The sequence below is a fragment of the Streptomyces sp. NPDC126499 genome, assembly GCF_040302485.1.
Lineage (GTDB): Bacteria > Actinomycetota > Actinomycetes > Streptomycetales > Streptomycetaceae > Streptomyces.
Map to the genome: position 1 here is coordinate 1 of NZ_JBEOUO010000042.1, position 16,003 is coordinate 16,003.

Genomic DNA, 16,003 nt, shown 5'->3' on the forward strand with positions numbered 1-16,003 from the left:
CCGCTGCCGGTGCGGCGGCGGATCGCCGGGCGGCTCTGCAAAGCGATCCGCCCGGAGGTGTGGGTGATCGACGACGTGTCGTTCCCCAAGTGCGGAACCGCTTCGGTGGGGGTGGCCCGGCAGTACTGCGGAGCGCTCGGGAAGCGGGCGAACTGCCAGGTCGCGGTCAGTGTCCATGCCGCCACCGACACCGCCTCGTGCCCGCTGGAGTGGCAGTTGTATCTGCCGCGGGAATGGACGGAGGCGCCGGACCGCTGCCGCAGGGCCGGGGTGCCGGACAATGCCGTTGTCCACCAGGAGAAGTGGCGCCTGGCGCTCGGTCTGCTGGACACGCTCGCCGACGGGGAGCTGGAAGCGCCGGTGGTGGTCGCCGACGCGGGGTACGGCGTCAGCACCCCGTTCCGGATCGGTCTGGAGGAACGCGGGCTGTCCTATGTTCTCGCGCTGTCCGGCAAGGAAGTCGCCCACGTCGAAGAGGCCGAGCCGCACCGGCCCGCTTATGGCGGGCTCGGGCCGCCGACCCTGCCCCGCTACCGCACCCCGCCCCGAGCCGTTGGTGTCCTGGCGGCAGAAGCTGGTGCGGATCGGTTCGCCGAGGTGATCTGGCGGGAGGGCAGCAAAGGTCCGATGACCTCACGGTTCACCGTCCTGACCGTCCGGCCCGCGGGCAAGCAGTCCCTGGCCGCGGCCCAGCAGGAGGGCGGCGGCCGCAACCGGTGGGACGGTGTCCTGCCCGCACGGACCCTCCTGGTCGAGTGGCCTGACGGCCAGGACGCGCCGACGGGCTACTGGATCTCGAACCTGCCCGCGACCACCCCGGTCACCGATCTGGTGCGGTGGGCGAAGATGCGCTGGCGCATCGAGCACGACTACCGCGAGCTCAAGCACGGCCTGGGCCTGGACCATTTCGAGGGCCGCACCTGGCGCGGCTGGCACCACCACGTCACCCTCGTCACCGCCGCCCAGGCCTTCCTCACCCTGCGGCGGCTCGACCCAAAAGCCCACACGCCGGCCTGACCTTCTACCAGGTCCTCGACATGCTCCAGGACCTGCTGCAGTGCTGGACCGGCACCTGCACCACCTGCGGCCGCCGCCTGCCCCGCAGCAGAACCAGACGAAGAACCTAACGAAGCACTACTAGTCCTCCGCGGGGGGCCAGGGGTCGCCCCACTCGGCGTCCCTGGCCTCCTTGTAGAGCGCGCCGTGCCGCTTGGTGACCGTCTCGCGCGCGAGTCCGTCCCGGCCGCACAGCTCCAGGAGCACCTGCCCCTTGCGGATCTGCGGCCTGCGGATCACCCGGGAGGCCGCCGGGGTCACGGGGAAGCGGGTGGCGGCCACGTAGGCGTACTTCTCGTCCTCGTACGGCAGCGAGCCGCCCTTCACCTTCCGGTGCAGGGACGAGCGGCTGACCCGGGCCGCGAAGTGGCACCAGTCGGTGCCCGGCGCGATGGGGCAGGCGCCGCTGTGCGGGCAGGGCGCGGCGACGGTGAAGCCGTGCTCGATCAGCAGGCCGCGGGCGGCGATGATCCGCTCGTAGCCGCCGGGGGTGCCGGGCTCGACGATCACGACCGCCCGCGCGGCCCGGGCGGCCTCGGTGACCAGCGCCGTCCGGTCCGTCTCGGTGAGCTCGTTGAGGACGTACGAGACGGTCACCAGGTCGGTGTCGGCCAGGCGCAGCGCCCCGCCGATCCGCTCGCGGCGCCAGTCGGCGTCGAAGACGCCCCGGGCGAGCTCGGCGCCGATCGCCAGGGCCGGCTCGGCCCAGTCCAGGACGGTGGTGCGGGCGGCGCCCTCCCACGCCTCGGCGACCGCCCAGCTCGCCGCGCCGGTTCCGCCGCCGATGTCCGTGTGCGTGGCCGGCGCCCAGACGGGCGCCGCGTCCGCGAGGGCCGCGAGGGCGCCCCGTACGGCTTCGAAGGTGGCGGGCATCCGGTACGCGGCGTAGGCGGCGACGTCGGACCGGTCGCGCAGCACGGGCGCGTCGGTCGGGGTGACCCCCCGGTAGTTGGCGATCAGCCGCTCGACGGCCTGCGCTGCCTGCCGGGGCGGCAGTCCGTCGAGGACCGCGCCGAGCGCGGTGCGCAGGGTGTCGGCGGAGGGAAGCGAGGCGTTCACCTCGACATTCTAGTGTTCGAGCGGGGGCTCCCCCGCGTCCGCGCAGCTCGTTCCGCCCCGGGGTCAGGCCGTCTCGGCGGCGCGCCAGGGGCGGCACATCAGCAGGAAGCAGGCGAGGGCGGCGAGGGCGCAGACGAGCTGGACGACGGCCATGGGGACGGCGGTGCTCTCGCCCGCGATGCCGACGAGGGGCGAGGCGACGGCGCCGATGAGGAAGGAGGAGGTGCCGAGCAGGGCCGAGGCGGAGCCGGCGGCGTGCGGGGTGCGCATCAGGGCCTGGGCATTGGTGTTGGGCATCGCGAGGCCCATGGCCGACATCAGGACGAAGAGCCCGGCGGACACGGCCACGAGTCCGGGATCGCCGAAGACGCCGCTGGTCATCAGGAGCAGCGCGGCGGCGGCGAGCACGATGACGGCGAGGCCCCAGCCGAGCACCTTGTCGAGGCTGACCCGGCCGACGAGGAGCTTGCCGTTGATCTGGCCGACGGCGACCAGGCCGATCGAATTGAGCCCGAAGAGCAGGCTGAAGGTCTGCGCGGAGGCGCCGTAGATCTCCTGGACGACGAAGGGCGAGGCGCTGATGTAGGCGAAGAGGGCCGCGAAGGCCAGGCCGCCGGCCAGCATGTAGCCGGTGAAGACGCGGTCGGCGAGGAGGCCGCGCATGGTGCGCAGGGCCTCGCGGACGCCGCCCGTGTGGCGCCGCTCGGGCGGCAGGGTCTCGTGGAGGAAGCGCCAGACGACCAGGGTGAGGACGATGCCGACGCCGGTGAGGACGTGGAAGACGCCCCGCCAGTCGGTGATCCGCAGGATCTGGCCGCCGATGAGCGGGGCGACGATGGGCGCGGCCCCGGAGATCAGCATGAGGGTGGAGAAGAACCGGGCCATCTCGACGCCGTCGTACAGGTCGCGGACGACGGCGCGGGCGATCACGATGCCGGCCGCGCCCGCGAGGCCCTGGAGGAGCCGGAAGCCGACGAGGAGTCCGGCGGAGGGGGCGAGGGCGCAGACGGCGGTGGCGACGACGTACACGATCATGCCGACGAGCAGCGGCCGCCGCCGGCCCCATCTGTCGCTCATGGGACCGACGACGAGCTGACCGAGCGCCATGCCGGCGAGGCAGGCGGTCAGGGTGAGCTGGATGGTGGCGGCGGGTGAGCGCAGCGCCTCGGTGACCTCCGGCAGGGCCGGCAGGTACATGTCCATGGAGAGCGGCGGGAGGGCGGTGAGCCCGCCGAGGACGAGGGTGACGAGCAGCCCGGCCCTCCGTGCGGAGGCGACCGGTGCGGGCGCTATGTGATCGTCGGTGGTGGTGGCCCGGCCGCTCTCCGGTATCGCCATGGACTGCTCCGTTTCGTTGAATCCTCGACTGAATCCCTCCCGTAGGTTACGCGTGTCATGCGGGCCGGGCGGGCCGGCGGGTCAGGCCGGCGTGAGGCCGGGCCGTCCGGCCTCCGTGACGAACGAGGCGGCCGTGACGACCGGGGCGCCGGGCGTGGTGACCGCGGCGACCGTGCGGAAGTCGGCCCGGGCGCTGTCCTCGGTGAGGGCGACCGTGACGTATCCGCGTCGGCCGTTGTAGAAGCGCAGGTGGGGATTGGCGCGGGTCAGGTTGTCGTAGTTGGCGGGCCGGTCGGCGCCGTTCCTCCCGCTGCTGACGGAGGTGGTGACGATCTCGGTGCCGACGGTCCGGGAGGCCGGGTCGCGGAAGTCCGCCTTGATGTCGAGGCCGTAGGCGACGTGCACGTCACCGGTGAGCACCATCAGGTTCTCGATCCCGGCGGCCTCGGCGCCCGCGAGAACGCGCTGCCGGGAGGCCGGATAGCCGTCCCAGGAGTCCATGGAGACCTTGTACGCGTCGGTGGGCAGGCTGCGGCGCTCGGAGAAGACGACCTGCTGGGGCACGACGTTCCAGGTGGCGCGGGACTCCCGCCAGCCGTCGAGGAGCCAGCGCTCCTGGGTGGCGCCGGTGAGGGTGCGCGAGGGGTCCTCGGACGCGGGTCCGGGCGTCTGCCAGCCGTCGCCGTACGCCTGGTCGGAGCGGTACTGGCGGGTGTCGAGGATGTCGAACTGGGCGAGCCGGCCGAAGCGCAGCCGCCGGTAGAGCCGCATGTCGGGGCCGGTGGGCCGCTGGGGGCGGCGCAGCGGCTGGTTCTCCCAGTAGGCGCGGTAGGCGGCGGCGCGGCGGATCAGGAACTCCTCCGGCGGGACGCCGTTCTCGGGGATGCCGCCCGCGTAGTTGTTCTCGGTCTCGTGGTCGTCCCAGGTGACGGCGAAGGGGTGGGCGGCGTGCGCGGCCCTGAGGTCCGGGTCGCTCTTGTAGAGGGCGTAGCGCAACCGGTAGTCCTCCAGGGTCACGGTCTCCCGGTCGAAGACGTCCGGCAGCGTGCGGTCGGTGTAGGCGCGGGCGCCGCCGGTGGCGTTGACGGTGTACTCGTAGAGGTAGTCGCCGAGGTGGAAGACGACGTCGAGGTCCTCGTCCGCGAGGTGCCGGTAGGCCGTGAAGTAGCCGTCGTGGTACGCCTGGCAGGAGACGGCGGCGAGCTTCACGGCGGCGGGCCGGGCGCCGGCGGCGGGCGCGGTGCGGGTGCGGCCGACGGGGCTGGTCCAGGCGCCGACGCGGAAGCGGTAGAAGTGGTCGCGGCCCGGGGCGAGGCCGTCGACCTCGACGTGGACGGTGTGGTCGAACTCGGCGTGCGCGGTCGCGGTGCCGCGCCGGACGCCCCGGCGGAAGCGCTCGTCGTGGGCGAGCTCCCACTCGACGGCGACCCGGGCGCCGGCGGGCAGGCCGCCGCCGGGCTCGTACGGGCGGGGGGCGAGCCGGGTCCACAGGAGGACCGAGTGCGGCAGCGGGTCGCCGGAGGCCACCCCCAGGGTGAACGGATCCTCGGCGAGGCGGCGGCCGTCGAGTTCGGCGGCTGCCGCCGTGCCGGCCGCCGGGAGGTTCACGGCGAAGGCGAGCGCGGCGGCGGCACCGGTGACGGTGAGGAAGCGGCGGCGCCCGAAATGGCGCGCGGCCGCGCGGAGTTCGGCCGCATAGGCGTCGGTGCGGCGGGTGTGTGTGATGGTCATGTGCCCCTCCCCTGACGGATGTTGTCCGTCCGCATTGCAAGGGCGCGGGACGACCTCACGTTGTCGGGTACAGAACATCCACGTGTCGGACGGATGAGTTCATGGGGCACGCGTCTGCCGTACGCTGCGCGGCCATGAGCACGGACATGGGTACGGGCGGAGGTATGGACGTGGATACGGGTTCGCGCGTCGCGGTGGTGACGGGAGCCGGGTCCGGCATCGGCCGGAGCGTGGCGCGGGCGCTCGCGGAGGCCGGCTGGAAGGTGGCGCTCGCGGGCCGCCGCCGGGAGCCCCTGGAGGAGACGGCCGCGGCCCTTCCGCCCGAGGACGTCCTGTGCGTCCCGACGGACGTGACCTCCGCCGAGCAGGTCGCGGCCCTCTTCGCGGCGGTACGGGCCCGGTTCGGCCGGGTCGACCTGCTCTTCAACAACGCGGGCACCTTCGCGGGCGGCGGCGTGCCGGTGGAGGACCTGGACCCGGAGACCTGGCGCGCGGTCGTGGACGTCAACCTCACGGGGGCGTTCCTGTGCGCGCAGGCCGCGTTCCGGGCGATGAAGGAGCAGTCCCCGCAGGGCGGCCGGATCATCAACAACGGCTCGATCTCGGCCCATGTGCCCCGCCCGCACTCGATCGCGTACACGGCGACGAAGCACGCCATGACGGGCCTGACGAAGTCCCTGTCGCTCGACGGCCGCCCGTACCGGATCGCCTGCGGCCAGATCGACATCGGCAACGCGGCGACCGACATGACGGCACGCATGCAGGCCGGCATCCTCCAGGCCAACGGCGAGCTGGCGGTGGAACCGGTGATGGACGCGGCGGACGTGGCGGCGACGGTGGTACACATGGCGGGCCTGCCGCTGGAGGCGAACGTGCAGTTCGCGACGGTGATGGCGACGACGATGCCGTACATCGGACGGGGGTGAGGGGGCGGGCGGGCCTGGCGGGGGCACCGGGGCTTGGTCGGGGGAGCGGGTCGGCCGGACGGGGGCGGGCCGGACCGCAGGGGCCGGGGAGCCGGGGCCGGGGTGGGACCGGGGGGCCGCCGGGACGTGGTCCGGGGAGCCGGACCGGGGGGCCGGGGGCCGGGGCCTGGTCCGGTCCACCGGACCGGGGCGGGCCGGGCAGGACCACCGGGGCCCGGCCGGGGCAGCCGGTCCGGCGGACCGCGCGCGCCCGGGGCCTGGCGGCTCGGGTCCGGCCCGGCGGGACGCGGGCGGGCGAGAGGGGGTCCTAGTCGGCGGAGGCCTGCCCCGTCTCGAAGCGGGTGACCTTCCCGCCCTCGACGGTGAAGCGCCAGGCGGTCCGCATGGCGCCCCACGTGTCGTTGCGGTAGGTGGCGACGAGGCCGAGCCCGCCGTCCGTCTCGTCCTCGACCTCCATGTGCCCGTTGGAGGAGAAGACCTCCCGGTCGAGCCATTCCCGCACGTTCCGGTCCGACCCGTCGTCGGACATGGTGGCGTCGGGGGCGAGGAGGTCGTACAGGGCGGACTGGTCGTTGGCGTTGAGGGCCTCGACGAAGGCCCGCACGGTGGGGTCGCTGAGCCGGTTCACGGGAAAGGTCATGCCCTACCCGTACACCGGCCCGCCCCGTCGGGCCGGGAACCGGGCCGCGCGTCAGCGCACGGGCTCGGCCACCTGGGCGAGCAGCGCGGCCGACTCCTCGGGCGCGAGGACGCGTTCGAGGACCAGCTCACCGGTCATCCCGGGGAAGAACCGCCCGGCGTCCCAGGTGCGGACGTACGGGGGCGGGTCGAGGACGACGAGCCGGACCCCGTCGACCAGGGGGATGTCGGACGGGTTGCCCTCGTGCCAGATCCACTCGCCGTCGGCGCCGACGAGATTGAAGAAGCCGGTGGTCGGCACCATCCCCGCGCGGTCGCGGCAGCAGGCGACGGCATCGGCGGACGGTGCCTCGCCGGGCAGGTGGCCGCCGCCGATGAGGGCGTCGGCGAGGGCCGCGATTCGGTGATCAAGGGTCGAGACTCGGTCATCGGACATGAGCGGGGCAAGACGCCCCCGAAGCCCGTCCAGCTTCTTGCCGATGAATTCCGAATGGAGCACCGGATCACCTGACCCACTACTCTCCGGACATGGACGACGAACCGCTCTCCCAGTGGGCCGAGCGTCGCGACGCGAGGATCGGGCAACTCCGCGCCGTACCCCTCGTGACCGGCGACGGCCCGAGGGCATCGCATCTGAACCCCGATGCGCCCCGCGCAATCCAGCGCTGGAACGGCCATCTTTGGGAGCCGCACGGCTTCGCGGCGAACCTCGCAGAAGCACGGCGGGTCCTGTTTCCCCACACCGAGACTGCCGCCACTCCTGAAGCGTCACCGAGGCTCGGCCCCGGGACCGGCAGACATCGGAAGCCTCCGACACCCCGATGACTCCACGGGAGTCCCCGTCCGTTTCCCAGCGCGGAGGGCCTCGCCGGCTCGGCCGCCACCCACATCAGGCCGCACGGCGTGGCTGCTTTCATGGCTACCTTCGTAGCGGCGAGGTCCGGTTTGAGCCGGTACGGACCAGGGTGAGGTTGGCCGCCGATCCACCCCGAAGAAGAGGCTCTGACCTGCGGTTTCGCTGGTCAGAGGCCCTGAGGGGCAGACGAGTCGGGCTGTACGCCGGGTTCTGTACCCCGGGACCTCGCGGTCGTCGGGGTGACGGCCATCCATCTAGGACCGGCGTTGCCGCCGGCCTCGTGCGGTCTACCCGCAGACTCGGGCGGGCAGCCCTCGATCGTCCGCGCAGGGACACCGAGGTGTCCCCTTTTGACCTTGCTCCTGGTGGGGTTTACCGAGCCGCCTGAGTCACCTCAGGCGCTGGTGGTCTCTTACACCACCGTTTCACCCTTACCGAGGACCGAGGTCCCCGGCGGTCTGTTTTCTGTGGCACTGTCCCGCGGGTCACCCCGGGTGGCCGTTAGCCACCACCTTGCCCTGTGGAGCCCGGACGTTCCTCGGGAGGATCCGAGAATCCCCACGCGGCCGTCCGCCCGGCTCGTCTGCCGTGCCGACCATGCTACCCGGCGTTCAGGCCGGGCCGGGCCGGGCCGGGCCGGGCCGGAGGAAACGGAGGGCGTCAGAGGAAGTCGGCGGTCTCCAGGTCGAAGCCGAAGGGGTCGGGGAGCGGGAGGGGTTTGCCGAAGGGCACGCGGTGCTGCTCCCGGTAGTCGCCGTCCTCCGGGTCGGTGAACAGTGTGACGGTGGAGTCGTCCCGGTCCACCAGCAGATAGAAGGGGACGGCGCCACGGGCGTAGCAGCGGCGCTTGACGTCACGGTCCCTGTTCGGGCGGGTCGAGGTGACTTCCAGGACCATGGTGACGCCGTCACAGGGCATCCAGGGCTCCGCGCCCCGGAAAAGGCGGCGGGCGCGGGGCGCGAAGGTGCCGTCCGGGATGACGTGGTCCCTCGGGGTGTCAGGGACCTCCTTCAAGGTCAGCCCCTTGTTCCCCGCGAACTGCATCCGCGTCTGCGACCGTCGCAGGATCTCGTCGACGATCAGTCCGATGTGGTCCTCGTGGTCCCCGTCCGGCGGCGGCGTCACGACGATCTCCCCTTCGATCAGCTCCGCCCGGAAGCCCTCCGGCGTGCCCAGCGCCAGGAAGCCCTCCAGCAGGATGTCCTCCTGCGTGAGTGGCTCGTGCGGCATGGCAGTCATGCCGTGATCGTCGGACATCGAGACACCCGCCGTCCCTGGGATCGGTCGTCGTTCCCTCGATCGTGGCACATGATCCCCACCAGGTCCCGAAGCGCCCTTGACCTTGTCGCAGCGTCAACGTTTCTACTGAACGCATGCGTATCGGAGAGATCGCCGCCCTCGTCGGCGTCACCCCCCGGGCCGTGCGGCACTACCACCGGATCGGGCTGCTCGCCGAGCCGGCGCGGCAGGGGAACGGGTATCGGCAGTACGGGATCCGGGACGCCGTGGTGCTGGCGCGGATTCGGCGGCTGGTGGAGCTGGGGCTCGGGCTCGACGAGGTGCGGGAGGTGCTCGCGGGGGACGAGGGGAGGGAGCTCGTGGAGGTCCTCGGGGAGCTGGACGCGGATCTGGCGCGGCAGGAGCGGGTGATCCGGGAGCGGCGGGCGCGGCTCGCGGAGCTGCTGGCGCAGGCACGGGAGGGGCGGCTGGCGGCCGAGGGGCCGGTGTCGCCGGAGCTGGCCGGGCTGCTCGCGGAGCTGGGCGACCTCGGCGATGCGGCGGCCTCGCCGATGGCCGTGAAGGACCGGGAGCTGCTCACCCTGCTCGACTCCGTCGTGCCGGAGGCGGAGCGGGTCCGGCTGATGGAGCTGATGCGCGACGCCTCCGGGCACGCGCCGGAGATCTACGCCCTGCTCGACGCCCTCGCCGACGCCGGACCCGACGATCCGCGGATCGCCAAGGCCGCCGCGGCGCTCGCCGCGTGCCTGCCGGACGAGGCCGGCGTGACGGTGCCCGAGGGCGGGCTCGCCGACGTGTTCTTCGGTGACCTCGCGCCCGCGCAGTCCGCCGCCGTACGGCTCGCGCTGCGTCTGGTGTCCGAGCGGGCGGAGGGGACGACGTGAAGAGGGCCGCGACCTGGCTCGCGTACGCGTTCCTGCCCGCCGAGCTCGTCCTCGTCATCTGTCTCGTCGTCGGCGTACGGATCCCGCCGCCCGTCCTCGCCGCCGCCGAGGCCGCCGTCGTGCTGCTGCTCCTCGCGCACGGCGTCGCGTGGGTCCGGCTGCGGCGGCGGGGGCTCTCCGCCCGGGAGGCGCTGCGCCGGCTGGTGCCCGAGCCCGTGCTGCGGCTCGTCGGGCACGAGCTGCGGCTGATGACGAGCCTGGTCCGCTGGGTGGCGCGGCGACCGCACGGGGTCGGCGGGCCGGGCGCGCTCGCCTTCCCGCACGCCCGGGACCAGGCGGCGCTGATGTACGGCTTCGCCTTCGTCTGCCTGGTGGAGACGGTCGGCATGTCGTATCTGCTCGCCGACCTGCCGGTGGCACACGCGGTGATGCTCGTCCTCGACGTGTACACCGTGCTCTTCGTGCTCGGTCTGCACGCCGCCTCGGTGACCCGCCCGCACGTGCTGACCGGTGAGGCGCTGCGGGTGCGGCAGGCGGCTCATGTGGACGTGTGGATCCCGCTTGACCGGATCGCCGCCGTGCGGCGCGAGACGCTCTTCACGCACGAGAAGGCGGAGGGCGAGCTGAACCTGGCGGTCGGCTCGCAGACCTCCCTCACCCTGGAGCTCACCGAACCGGTCGACGCGCCCCGGCTGCTCGGCGCGCCCCGCCCCGTGACGACGATACGGCTGCACGCGGACGACGCGGGCGCCCTCGTACGGGAGCTGGGGCGGGCCCTCACGCGGGTGCGAACCGCACCTTCGCCCGTCGCGCAGGATCCGCCTGCGTCAGCCTGACCAGGAGCCGCTCGCCGAGCGGCAGGGCCGCCCCGTCGGCCAGGACCCGGCCGATCACCGCCGGGTCCTCCAGGTGGACGGTGCCGACGTCCGGTTCGTTTTCCTTCACGTCGATGACGACGGAGTCGAAGGTCTCGCCGATCCGCCCGCTGAGCAGGGCCTCCTCGACGATGTCGACGCACTCCCGCTCGGCGGTGTTGGCGAGCCTGGTGCCCCGCGCCATGTCGTCCGGCAGTCCGTCGAGCGCGCCGAGCACCCACTCGGGCGGCTCGGTGCCCGCGACGGCCGCGAGGCACAGTTCACCCGCGTACCGGTCGACGAGCCGGCGCAGCGGCGCCGTGCAGTGGGTGTACTCGTCGGCGACGGCGGCGTGGACGGCGGGCGAGGGGATGTGCCCGCCGGTGAAGGGCGTGTAGTCGGAGCCGCGCAGGAGGGTGGTCGCGTCCTGGAGGAAGGCGGCGTGACGGGTGTGGCGCGGGTCGAGCGAGCGGATGAGCGCCGCGTACGAGACGTGGTGCGGCCAGTCGATCCCGAGGGCCTTGGCGGAACGGCGCAGCCGCGCGACGGCGCCGTCCGGGGCGGGCGGCAGGGTGCGCAGGATCCCGGTGCCGGCGGCGACCATGAGGTCGGCCGCGGCCATGCCGGTGAGCAGGGAGATCTGGGCGTTCCAGCCGTCGACGGGCAGCGGGGCGCGGTAGTGGAGGGTGTAGGTGCCGTCGCCGGTCTCGGCGATCTCCTGCTCGGGGACGTTGAGGGAGATGCCGCCGCGTTCGATCTCCAGGGCCTCGCGGAGCCGGCCGACGTACGGGAGGAGCGCGAGCGGCTCCTCGGCGGTGCCGGCGTCGATCTCGGCCTGGGCGCCCGCGTAGTCGAGCCGGGCGCGGCTGCGGACGAGGGCGCGGCGGACGTCGGTGGCGACGGTGCGGCCGTCGGCGTCGAGGTCGATGCGCCACAGCAGGGCGGGCACGGTGCTGCCGGGCAGGAGGCTGGCGGCGCCCTCGGACAGGACGGCGGGGTGCAGCGGGACCTTGCCGTCGGGGAGGTAGAGGGTGGTCGCCCGGCGGTGCGCCTCGGCGTCGACGGCCCCGCCGGGGGTGACGAAGGCGGCGACGTCGGCGATGGCGTAGTGGACCCGGTAGCCGCCGCCGGCCCGGCGGGTCAGGTGCATGGCCTGGTCGAGGTCCCGGGAGGTCGGCGGGTCGATGGTGAGGAAGGGGAGGTCGGTGGCGTCCTCCCGGTCGTCCGGTGCGTGCGGCGGCGTCCTGGCGGCCTCCTCGGCCTCGGCGAGGACGGCGGGCGGGAAGCCGACGGGGATCCCCAGCTCGGTACGGAGCGCGCGCAGGGCGGCCCGCAGCGGGTCGTCGGCCGGGGCGGTCACGTGGACGTGGCGGCGGGGCATGGACCGAGCGTAGGCCGCGGCCGGGGGGTCGGCACCTCGTACGGGGGGTGGTCGGCGGCTCGTACGGGGGCTGGTCGGGGCCTCGTGGGCCGCCTCGGACGGGGGCTCGTCGGCGGCTCGTACGCGGGGTGATCGGGGCACCTCGTACGGGGGGGTCGGCGGCTCGTACGGGGGGGGTCGGCGGCTCGTACGCCGCTTCACCGGCACGTCGTACGCGGGCTGGTCGGGGCCTCGTGGGCCGCCTCGGACGGCGGCTTGTCGGCACCTCGTACGCTGGCTCTTCGGAGCCGGACCCTCACGGCTCCCCGGGGCCGCACCCCCACCCCGTACGTACGAAGGAGAACCGCCGTGCTCGTCCTGTTGCCGCCCTCCGAAGGCAAGGCCCCCTCGGGGCCCGGGGCGCCGCTCAAGCCGGAGTCACTGTCGTTGCCGGGGCTCGCGCAGGCGCGGGCGGCGGTCCTCGACGAGCTGGTGGAGCTGTGCGTCTCCGACGAGGAGAAGGCGCGTGAGGTGCTGGGTCTGAGCGAGGGGCTGCGCGGCGAGGTCGCCAAGAACGCGGAGCTGCGGACGGCCGGGGCGCGGCCCGCCGGGGAGATCTACACCGGGGTGCTGTACGACGCGCTGGGTCTGGCCACGCTCGACGCGGCGGCCCGGGAGCGCGCCGAGCGTTCGCTGCTGGTGTTCTCCGGGCTGTGGGGCGCGGTGCGGGTGGGAGACCGGATTCCGTCGTACCGCTGCTCGATGGGGGTGAAGCTGCCCGGGCTCGGGGCGCTCGGCGCGCACTGGCGGGGAGCGATGGCGTCGGTCATGCCGGAGGCGGCGGGCGACGGCCTGGTGCTCGATCTGCGGTCGTCGGCGTACGCGGCGGCGTGGAAGCCGAAGGGCGAGGTGGCGGAGCGGACGGCGACGGTACGGGTGCTGCACGCGCCGACGCGGAAGGTGGTGAGCCACTTCAACAAGGCGACCAAGGGCCGGATCGTGCGCAGCCTGCTGGAGGCGGGCGCGGAGCCGGCGGGCCGGGCGGAGCTGGTGGAAGCGCTGCGGGAGCTGGGGTACGCGGTGGAGGAGGGCGGCAAGGCGGGGGCGCTGGACGTGCTGGTGGACGAGATCCACTGAGGGGGGCCTGACGGGCTGAGGGGCCTGGGGGCCTGAGGGCCTGAGGGGCCTGGGGGGCCTGAGGGCCTGCCGCAGCTGGCCGGCGCGGGGTGCCGCTCGCGCGCCTTCGGGCGTGGGGGGGGGCGGCGCCTGAGGGCCTGCCGCCGCCGGCCGGCGCGGGTGCGGCCCGCGCGCCGCTTCGGGCGTGGGGCGCCGCTTCAGGGCCGTCCGGGGGCTCCGTTGGAGCCGCTTCGGGGGCGTGTGGCGGGGGCTTCCCCGGGGGGCTCCATGGGGGCCGCTCGGGTGCTGCGCGGTTTTCGCTCGGGTACCGCTGTGGGCGGCACTCCACATCGTCGTTGCAGCATGCGCAACGCGCATTGCACGTCCCGCTCGCCGTCGGCAGGATGGCGCCATGCCGAGCCTGTTCGACCTCGCCCCCGCCGCCCCCGTCGTCCCGGTCGTCGTGATCGAGGACGCGGCCGACGCGGTGCCGCTGGCCCGGGCCCTGGTGGCCGGGGGGCTGCCGGCGATCGAGGTGACGCTGCGCACGCCCGCCGCGCTCGACGCGATCCGGGCGGTCGCGGCGGAGGTCCCGGAAGCGGTCGTGGGCGCGGGCACCGTCGTCTCGGCGGCGGGGGTCGCGCAGGCGGTGGGGGCGGGCGCGCGCTTCCTGGTGAGCCCGGGGTGGACGGCGGGGCTGCTGGACGCCATGGAGGCCGCCGGCGTGCCGTTCCTGCCCGGCGTGTCCACGGCCTCGGAGGTCGTGGCGCTGCTCGAACGCGGGGTGTCGGACATGAAGTTCTTCCCGGCGGAGGCGGCGGGCGGCGTCCCGTATCTGAAGTCCCTCGCCGGACCGCTCCCCGGGGCCCGTTTCTGCCCGACCGGCGGCATCTCCGCCGGCTCGGCGCCGTCCTACCTCGCGTTGCCGAACGTCGCCTGCGTCGGCGGTACGTGGATGCTGCCGGTGGACGCGCTGGCGGCCCGCGACTGGGGCCGGGTGGAGGAGCTGGCCCGCGAGGCGTCCGGGCTTGCCGCCTCCGGCCGACCGAGCTCGACGGCGGTGTGGTCGGCGAGGGGCCGGTAGCCGAGCCGCTGGTAGAGCGCGTTGCTGGTGGGGTTGGCCAGGTCGGCGAAGAGCAGGACCTCGGCGGCGCCCGCGTCGAGGGCGGCGCGGCTGACGGCGGCGGTCACGGCGCCGCCGTAGCCGCGGGCACGGTGGGGGGGCGGGGTGTAGACCGGCGAGACGCGCGCCTGGCCGGCGACGAGCCGCGAGACGCTCGCCATCGCGACGGGCTCCCCGTCGGCCTCCCAGAGGCGGAGGCGGCCTTCGGCGATCCGGGCCGCGGCGTTCGCCGTGTAGTCGGCGTCCGGGTCCTCGCCGATGTCCCGGGCGAACTCCCGCATCCACGCGACCGCCCCGCGCAGGTCCTCCGGCCCCGCGATCCGGTCGCGCCCCGGCGGCGCCGGGTCGGGCGGCGTCAGCTCACCGAGCCGGAACAGCCGCATCCGGCGCGTGCCCAGGACCTCCCGCCCGCACGCGTCGACGTTCGCGTCGACATACGCCTCGACGGCTCCGGTCTCGCCCCGCACCAGGGTCACCCGGTCCTCATCGGGCAACCGCCCCGCGAGTTCCCGGGCCGCGTCCTCCGGCATCGCCCCGAGCACCAACACCCCCGGTTCACCGAGGAGCTGACAGGTCCCCAGCACGCCGTCGCGGGTCTCGGCCGGATCTCCCGACTCACCGTCGCGGGGCTCGCCCCACCAGCCCCGCAGCCCCGGCACGTCGAGCTGGGTGAGCAACAAGGTGTTCCGCGCCGCGTCCCCCTCCAGGCACCGCTGGGCGACGCGCCGGAAGGCGTCCGGATCCCGGGTGAAGTGCCAGCGCCGCGGCCTGGAGGTGGGCATGGGCTACCGCAGGTGCGACGTGTCGTTCAGGAGACGGACGGAGGCGTTGCCGTCGGCGTAGTAGGCCACCGCCGAGAGGGAGGCCGCCGAGAGTTCCATGCGGAAGAGGGATTCCGGTGGGGCGCCGAGGGCGAGGCGGATCAGGGTCTTGATGGGGGTGACGTGGGTGACGAGGAGGACCGTGCGGCCGGGGTGGGCGGCGGTCAGCCGGTCGCGGGTGGCGGCGACGCGGCGGGAGACGGTCGCGAAGCTCTCGCCGCCGCCGGTGGGCGCGGCCTTCGGGGAGGCGAGCCAGGCGTCGAGGTCGTCCTTGTAGCGCTCGCGAACCTCGGCGAAGGTCAGTCCCTCCCAGGCGCCGAAGTCGGTCTCGCGCAGCCCGTGTTCGATCCGCACGTCCAGGCCCAGGCGGGCGGCGACGGTCTCGGCGGTCTGGCGGCAACGGGTGAGGGGCGAGCTGATGACCTCCTGGATGGTGCCGCGCGCCGCGAGCGCCGAGGCCACGGCCTCGGCCTGCCGTCGGCCGGCCGGGGACAGTTCGGGGTCGCTGCCCCCGCTCCCCGAGAACCGCTTCTCGGGCGTCAGCGCCGTCTCGCCGTGCCGCAGCAGCACGAACGTGGCCGGCGCCCCCATGTCGGGCCCGGACCACCCCTGCGTCACGGGCGGCTGTGCCACGGTCGGCTGTGCCGCGGAGGTCTGCGCCACGGACGTCCGTGCCAGGGGCGGCTGCGTCATGGGCGTCTGCGCTACGGGCGGCTGTGCCACAGACGTCCGTGCCACGGGCGCCTGCGCTACGGGCGCCTGCGCTACGGGCGGCTGCGCCGCGGGGTGGGCCGCCTCGGCCTCGAAGTCGCCGGTCGCCGCCGCGCCCGCCGCCTGGCGGTCGGCCGTCGCCGCCGTGGCCAGGGACGCGCGGAACAGCCCCTCGGGCTCGGCCTCGGGCTGGGGCTGAGCCTCGGGCTCCGGCCGCCCGGACCGGACACCCGCTGCCGCACCCGCACCCGCTCCCGAGCCGGCCAGCGCCGCCCGGGCCCGCGCCGCGC

At 74.4% G+C, this 16,003-nt stretch carries 14 protein-coding genes, 1 other RNA gene and 2 pseudogenes; 7 read left to right on the top strand and 10 right to left on the bottom strand.

The features are described from left to right. Positions 1-1,017 (top strand): IS701 family transposase (locus ABTZ91_RS33495; protein WP_352081014.1); only part of this gene is annotated, 1,017 nt, incomplete at its 5' end. A gap of 120 nt (positions 1,018-1,137) precedes the next feature. Here ABTZ91_RS33495 and ABTZ91_RS33500 read toward each other — a convergent pair. The 3 genes from ABTZ91_RS33500 to ABTZ91_RS33510 all read right to left on the bottom strand — a co-directional run bounded on the left by ABTZ91_RS33500 (position 1,138) and on the right by ABTZ91_RS33510 (position 5,184). Further along, the gene (locus ABTZ91_RS33500; protein WP_352081015.1) at positions 1,138-2,115 is read right to left on the bottom strand and encodes a small ribosomal subunit Rsm22 family protein; all 978 of its coding nucleotides are present in this window, start codon (positions 2,113-2,115) and stop codon (positions 1,138-1,140) included. 63 nt (positions 2,116-2,178) lie between these two features. Continuing rightward, positions 2,179-3,453 (bottom strand): multidrug effflux MFS transporter, encoded by a 1,275-nt coding sequence (locus ABTZ91_RS33505; protein ID WP_352081016.1) that lies wholly within the window; start codon positions 3,451-3,453, stop codon positions 2,179-2,181. Positions 3,454-3,534: 81 nt separating this feature from the next. Then, a complete protein-coding gene (locus ABTZ91_RS33510) occupies positions 3,535-5,184 on the bottom strand; it encodes an alkaline phosphatase D family protein (protein ID WP_352081017.1) in 1,650 nt (549 codons plus the stop codon). Between the two features lie 134 nt (positions 5,185-5,318). On the opposite strand from ABTZ91_RS33510, the gene ABTZ91_RS33515 reads away from it, so the two are divergent. Further along, positions 5,319-6,110 (top strand): SDR family oxidoreductase, encoded by a 792-nt coding sequence (locus ABTZ91_RS33515; protein WP_352081018.1) that lies wholly within the window; start codon positions 5,319-5,321, stop codon positions 6,108-6,110. A gap of 307 nt (positions 6,111-6,417) precedes the next feature. Here the strand turns inward: ABTZ91_RS33515 and ABTZ91_RS33520 are convergent, their stop codons facing one another. Beyond that, on the bottom strand, positions 6,418-6,750 hold the full coding sequence (locus ABTZ91_RS33520; protein WP_352081019.1) for a nuclear transport factor 2 family protein: 333 nt from the start codon (positions 6,748-6,750) through the stop codon (positions 6,418-6,420). A gap of 51 nt (positions 6,751-6,801) precedes the next feature. Then, positions 6,802-7,242, bottom strand: a pseudogene (locus ABTZ91_RS33525) (hypothetical protein); the annotation flags it as partial. Positions 7,243-7,277: 35 nt separating this feature from the next. Between ABTZ91_RS33525 and ABTZ91_RS33530 the strand changes: the two are divergent. Further along, a complete protein-coding gene (locus ABTZ91_RS33530; RefSeq protein ID WP_352081020.1) occupies positions 7,278-7,574 on the top strand; it encodes a DUF6087 family protein in 297 nt (98 codons plus the stop codon). 214 nt (positions 7,575-7,788) lie between these two features. On the opposite strand, the gene rnpB is transcribed toward ABTZ91_RS33530, so the two are convergent. Together rnpB and ABTZ91_RS33540 are read right to left on the bottom strand one after the other, a co-directional pair. Next, an RNA gene (rnpB, locus tag ABTZ91_RS33535) (RNase P RNA component class A) lies at positions 7,789-8,187 on the bottom strand. A 78-nt stretch (positions 8,188-8,265) separates the two neighbouring features. After that, the gene (locus ABTZ91_RS33540) at positions 8,266-8,844 is read right to left on the bottom strand and encodes a Uma2 family endonuclease (protein WP_352081021.1); all 579 of its coding nucleotides are present in this window, start codon (positions 8,842-8,844) and stop codon (positions 8,266-8,268) included. Positions 8,845-8,978: 134 nt separating this feature from the next. Here ABTZ91_RS33540 and ABTZ91_RS33545 point away from each other — a divergent pair, with 134 nt between their 5' ends. Both ABTZ91_RS33545 and ABTZ91_RS33550 read left to right on the top strand, forming a co-directional pair. Continuing rightward, positions 8,979-9,728 (top strand): MerR family transcriptional regulator, encoded by a 750-nt coding sequence (locus ABTZ91_RS33545; RefSeq protein ID WP_352081022.1) that lies wholly within the window; start codon positions 8,979-8,981, stop codon positions 9,726-9,728. Then, entirely contained in the window at positions 9,725-10,564 is an 840-nt protein-coding gene (locus ABTZ91_RS33550; RefSeq protein ID WP_352081023.1) for a hypothetical protein, read from the top strand. The genes ABTZ91_RS33545 and ABTZ91_RS33550 overlap by 4 nt, the downstream gene beginning before the upstream one ends. On the opposite strand, the gene ABTZ91_RS33555 is transcribed toward ABTZ91_RS33550, so the two are convergent. Further along, positions 10,506-11,963, bottom strand: coding sequence for an RNB domain-containing ribonuclease (locus ABTZ91_RS33555; protein ID WP_352081024.1), 1,458 nt, complete (start codon positions 11,961-11,963; stop codon positions 10,506-10,508). The genes ABTZ91_RS33550 and ABTZ91_RS33555 overlap by 59 nt on opposite strands. 348 nt (positions 11,964-12,311) lie before the next feature. Between ABTZ91_RS33555 and yaaA the strand changes: the two genes are divergently transcribed. Together yaaA and eda are read left to right on the top strand one after the other, a co-directional pair. Further along, entirely contained in the window at positions 12,312-13,079 is a 768-nt protein-coding gene (gene yaaA, locus ABTZ91_RS33560; RefSeq protein WP_352081025.1) for a peroxide stress protein YaaA, read from the top strand. 391 nt (positions 13,080-13,470) lie between these two features. Continuing rightward, positions 13,471-14,142, top strand: a complete 672-nt coding sequence (gene eda / locus ABTZ91_RS33565) for a bifunctional 4-hydroxy-2-oxoglutarate aldolase/2-dehydro-3-deoxy-phosphogluconate aldolase (RefSeq protein WP_352081026.1) — start codon at positions 13,471-13,473, stop codon at positions 14,140-14,142. A 47-nt stretch (positions 14,143-14,189) separates the two neighbouring features. Here the strand turns inward: eda and ABTZ91_RS33570 are convergent. Further along, positions 14,190-14,963 (bottom strand): annotated as a pseudogene (locus ABTZ91_RS33570) (GNAT family N-acetyltransferase); the annotation flags it as partial. Between the two features lie 3 nt (positions 14,964-14,966). Next, on the bottom strand, positions 14,967-16,003 hold a 1,037-nt coding region (locus ABTZ91_RS33575; protein WP_352081027.1), incomplete at its 5' end, for a histidine phosphatase family protein.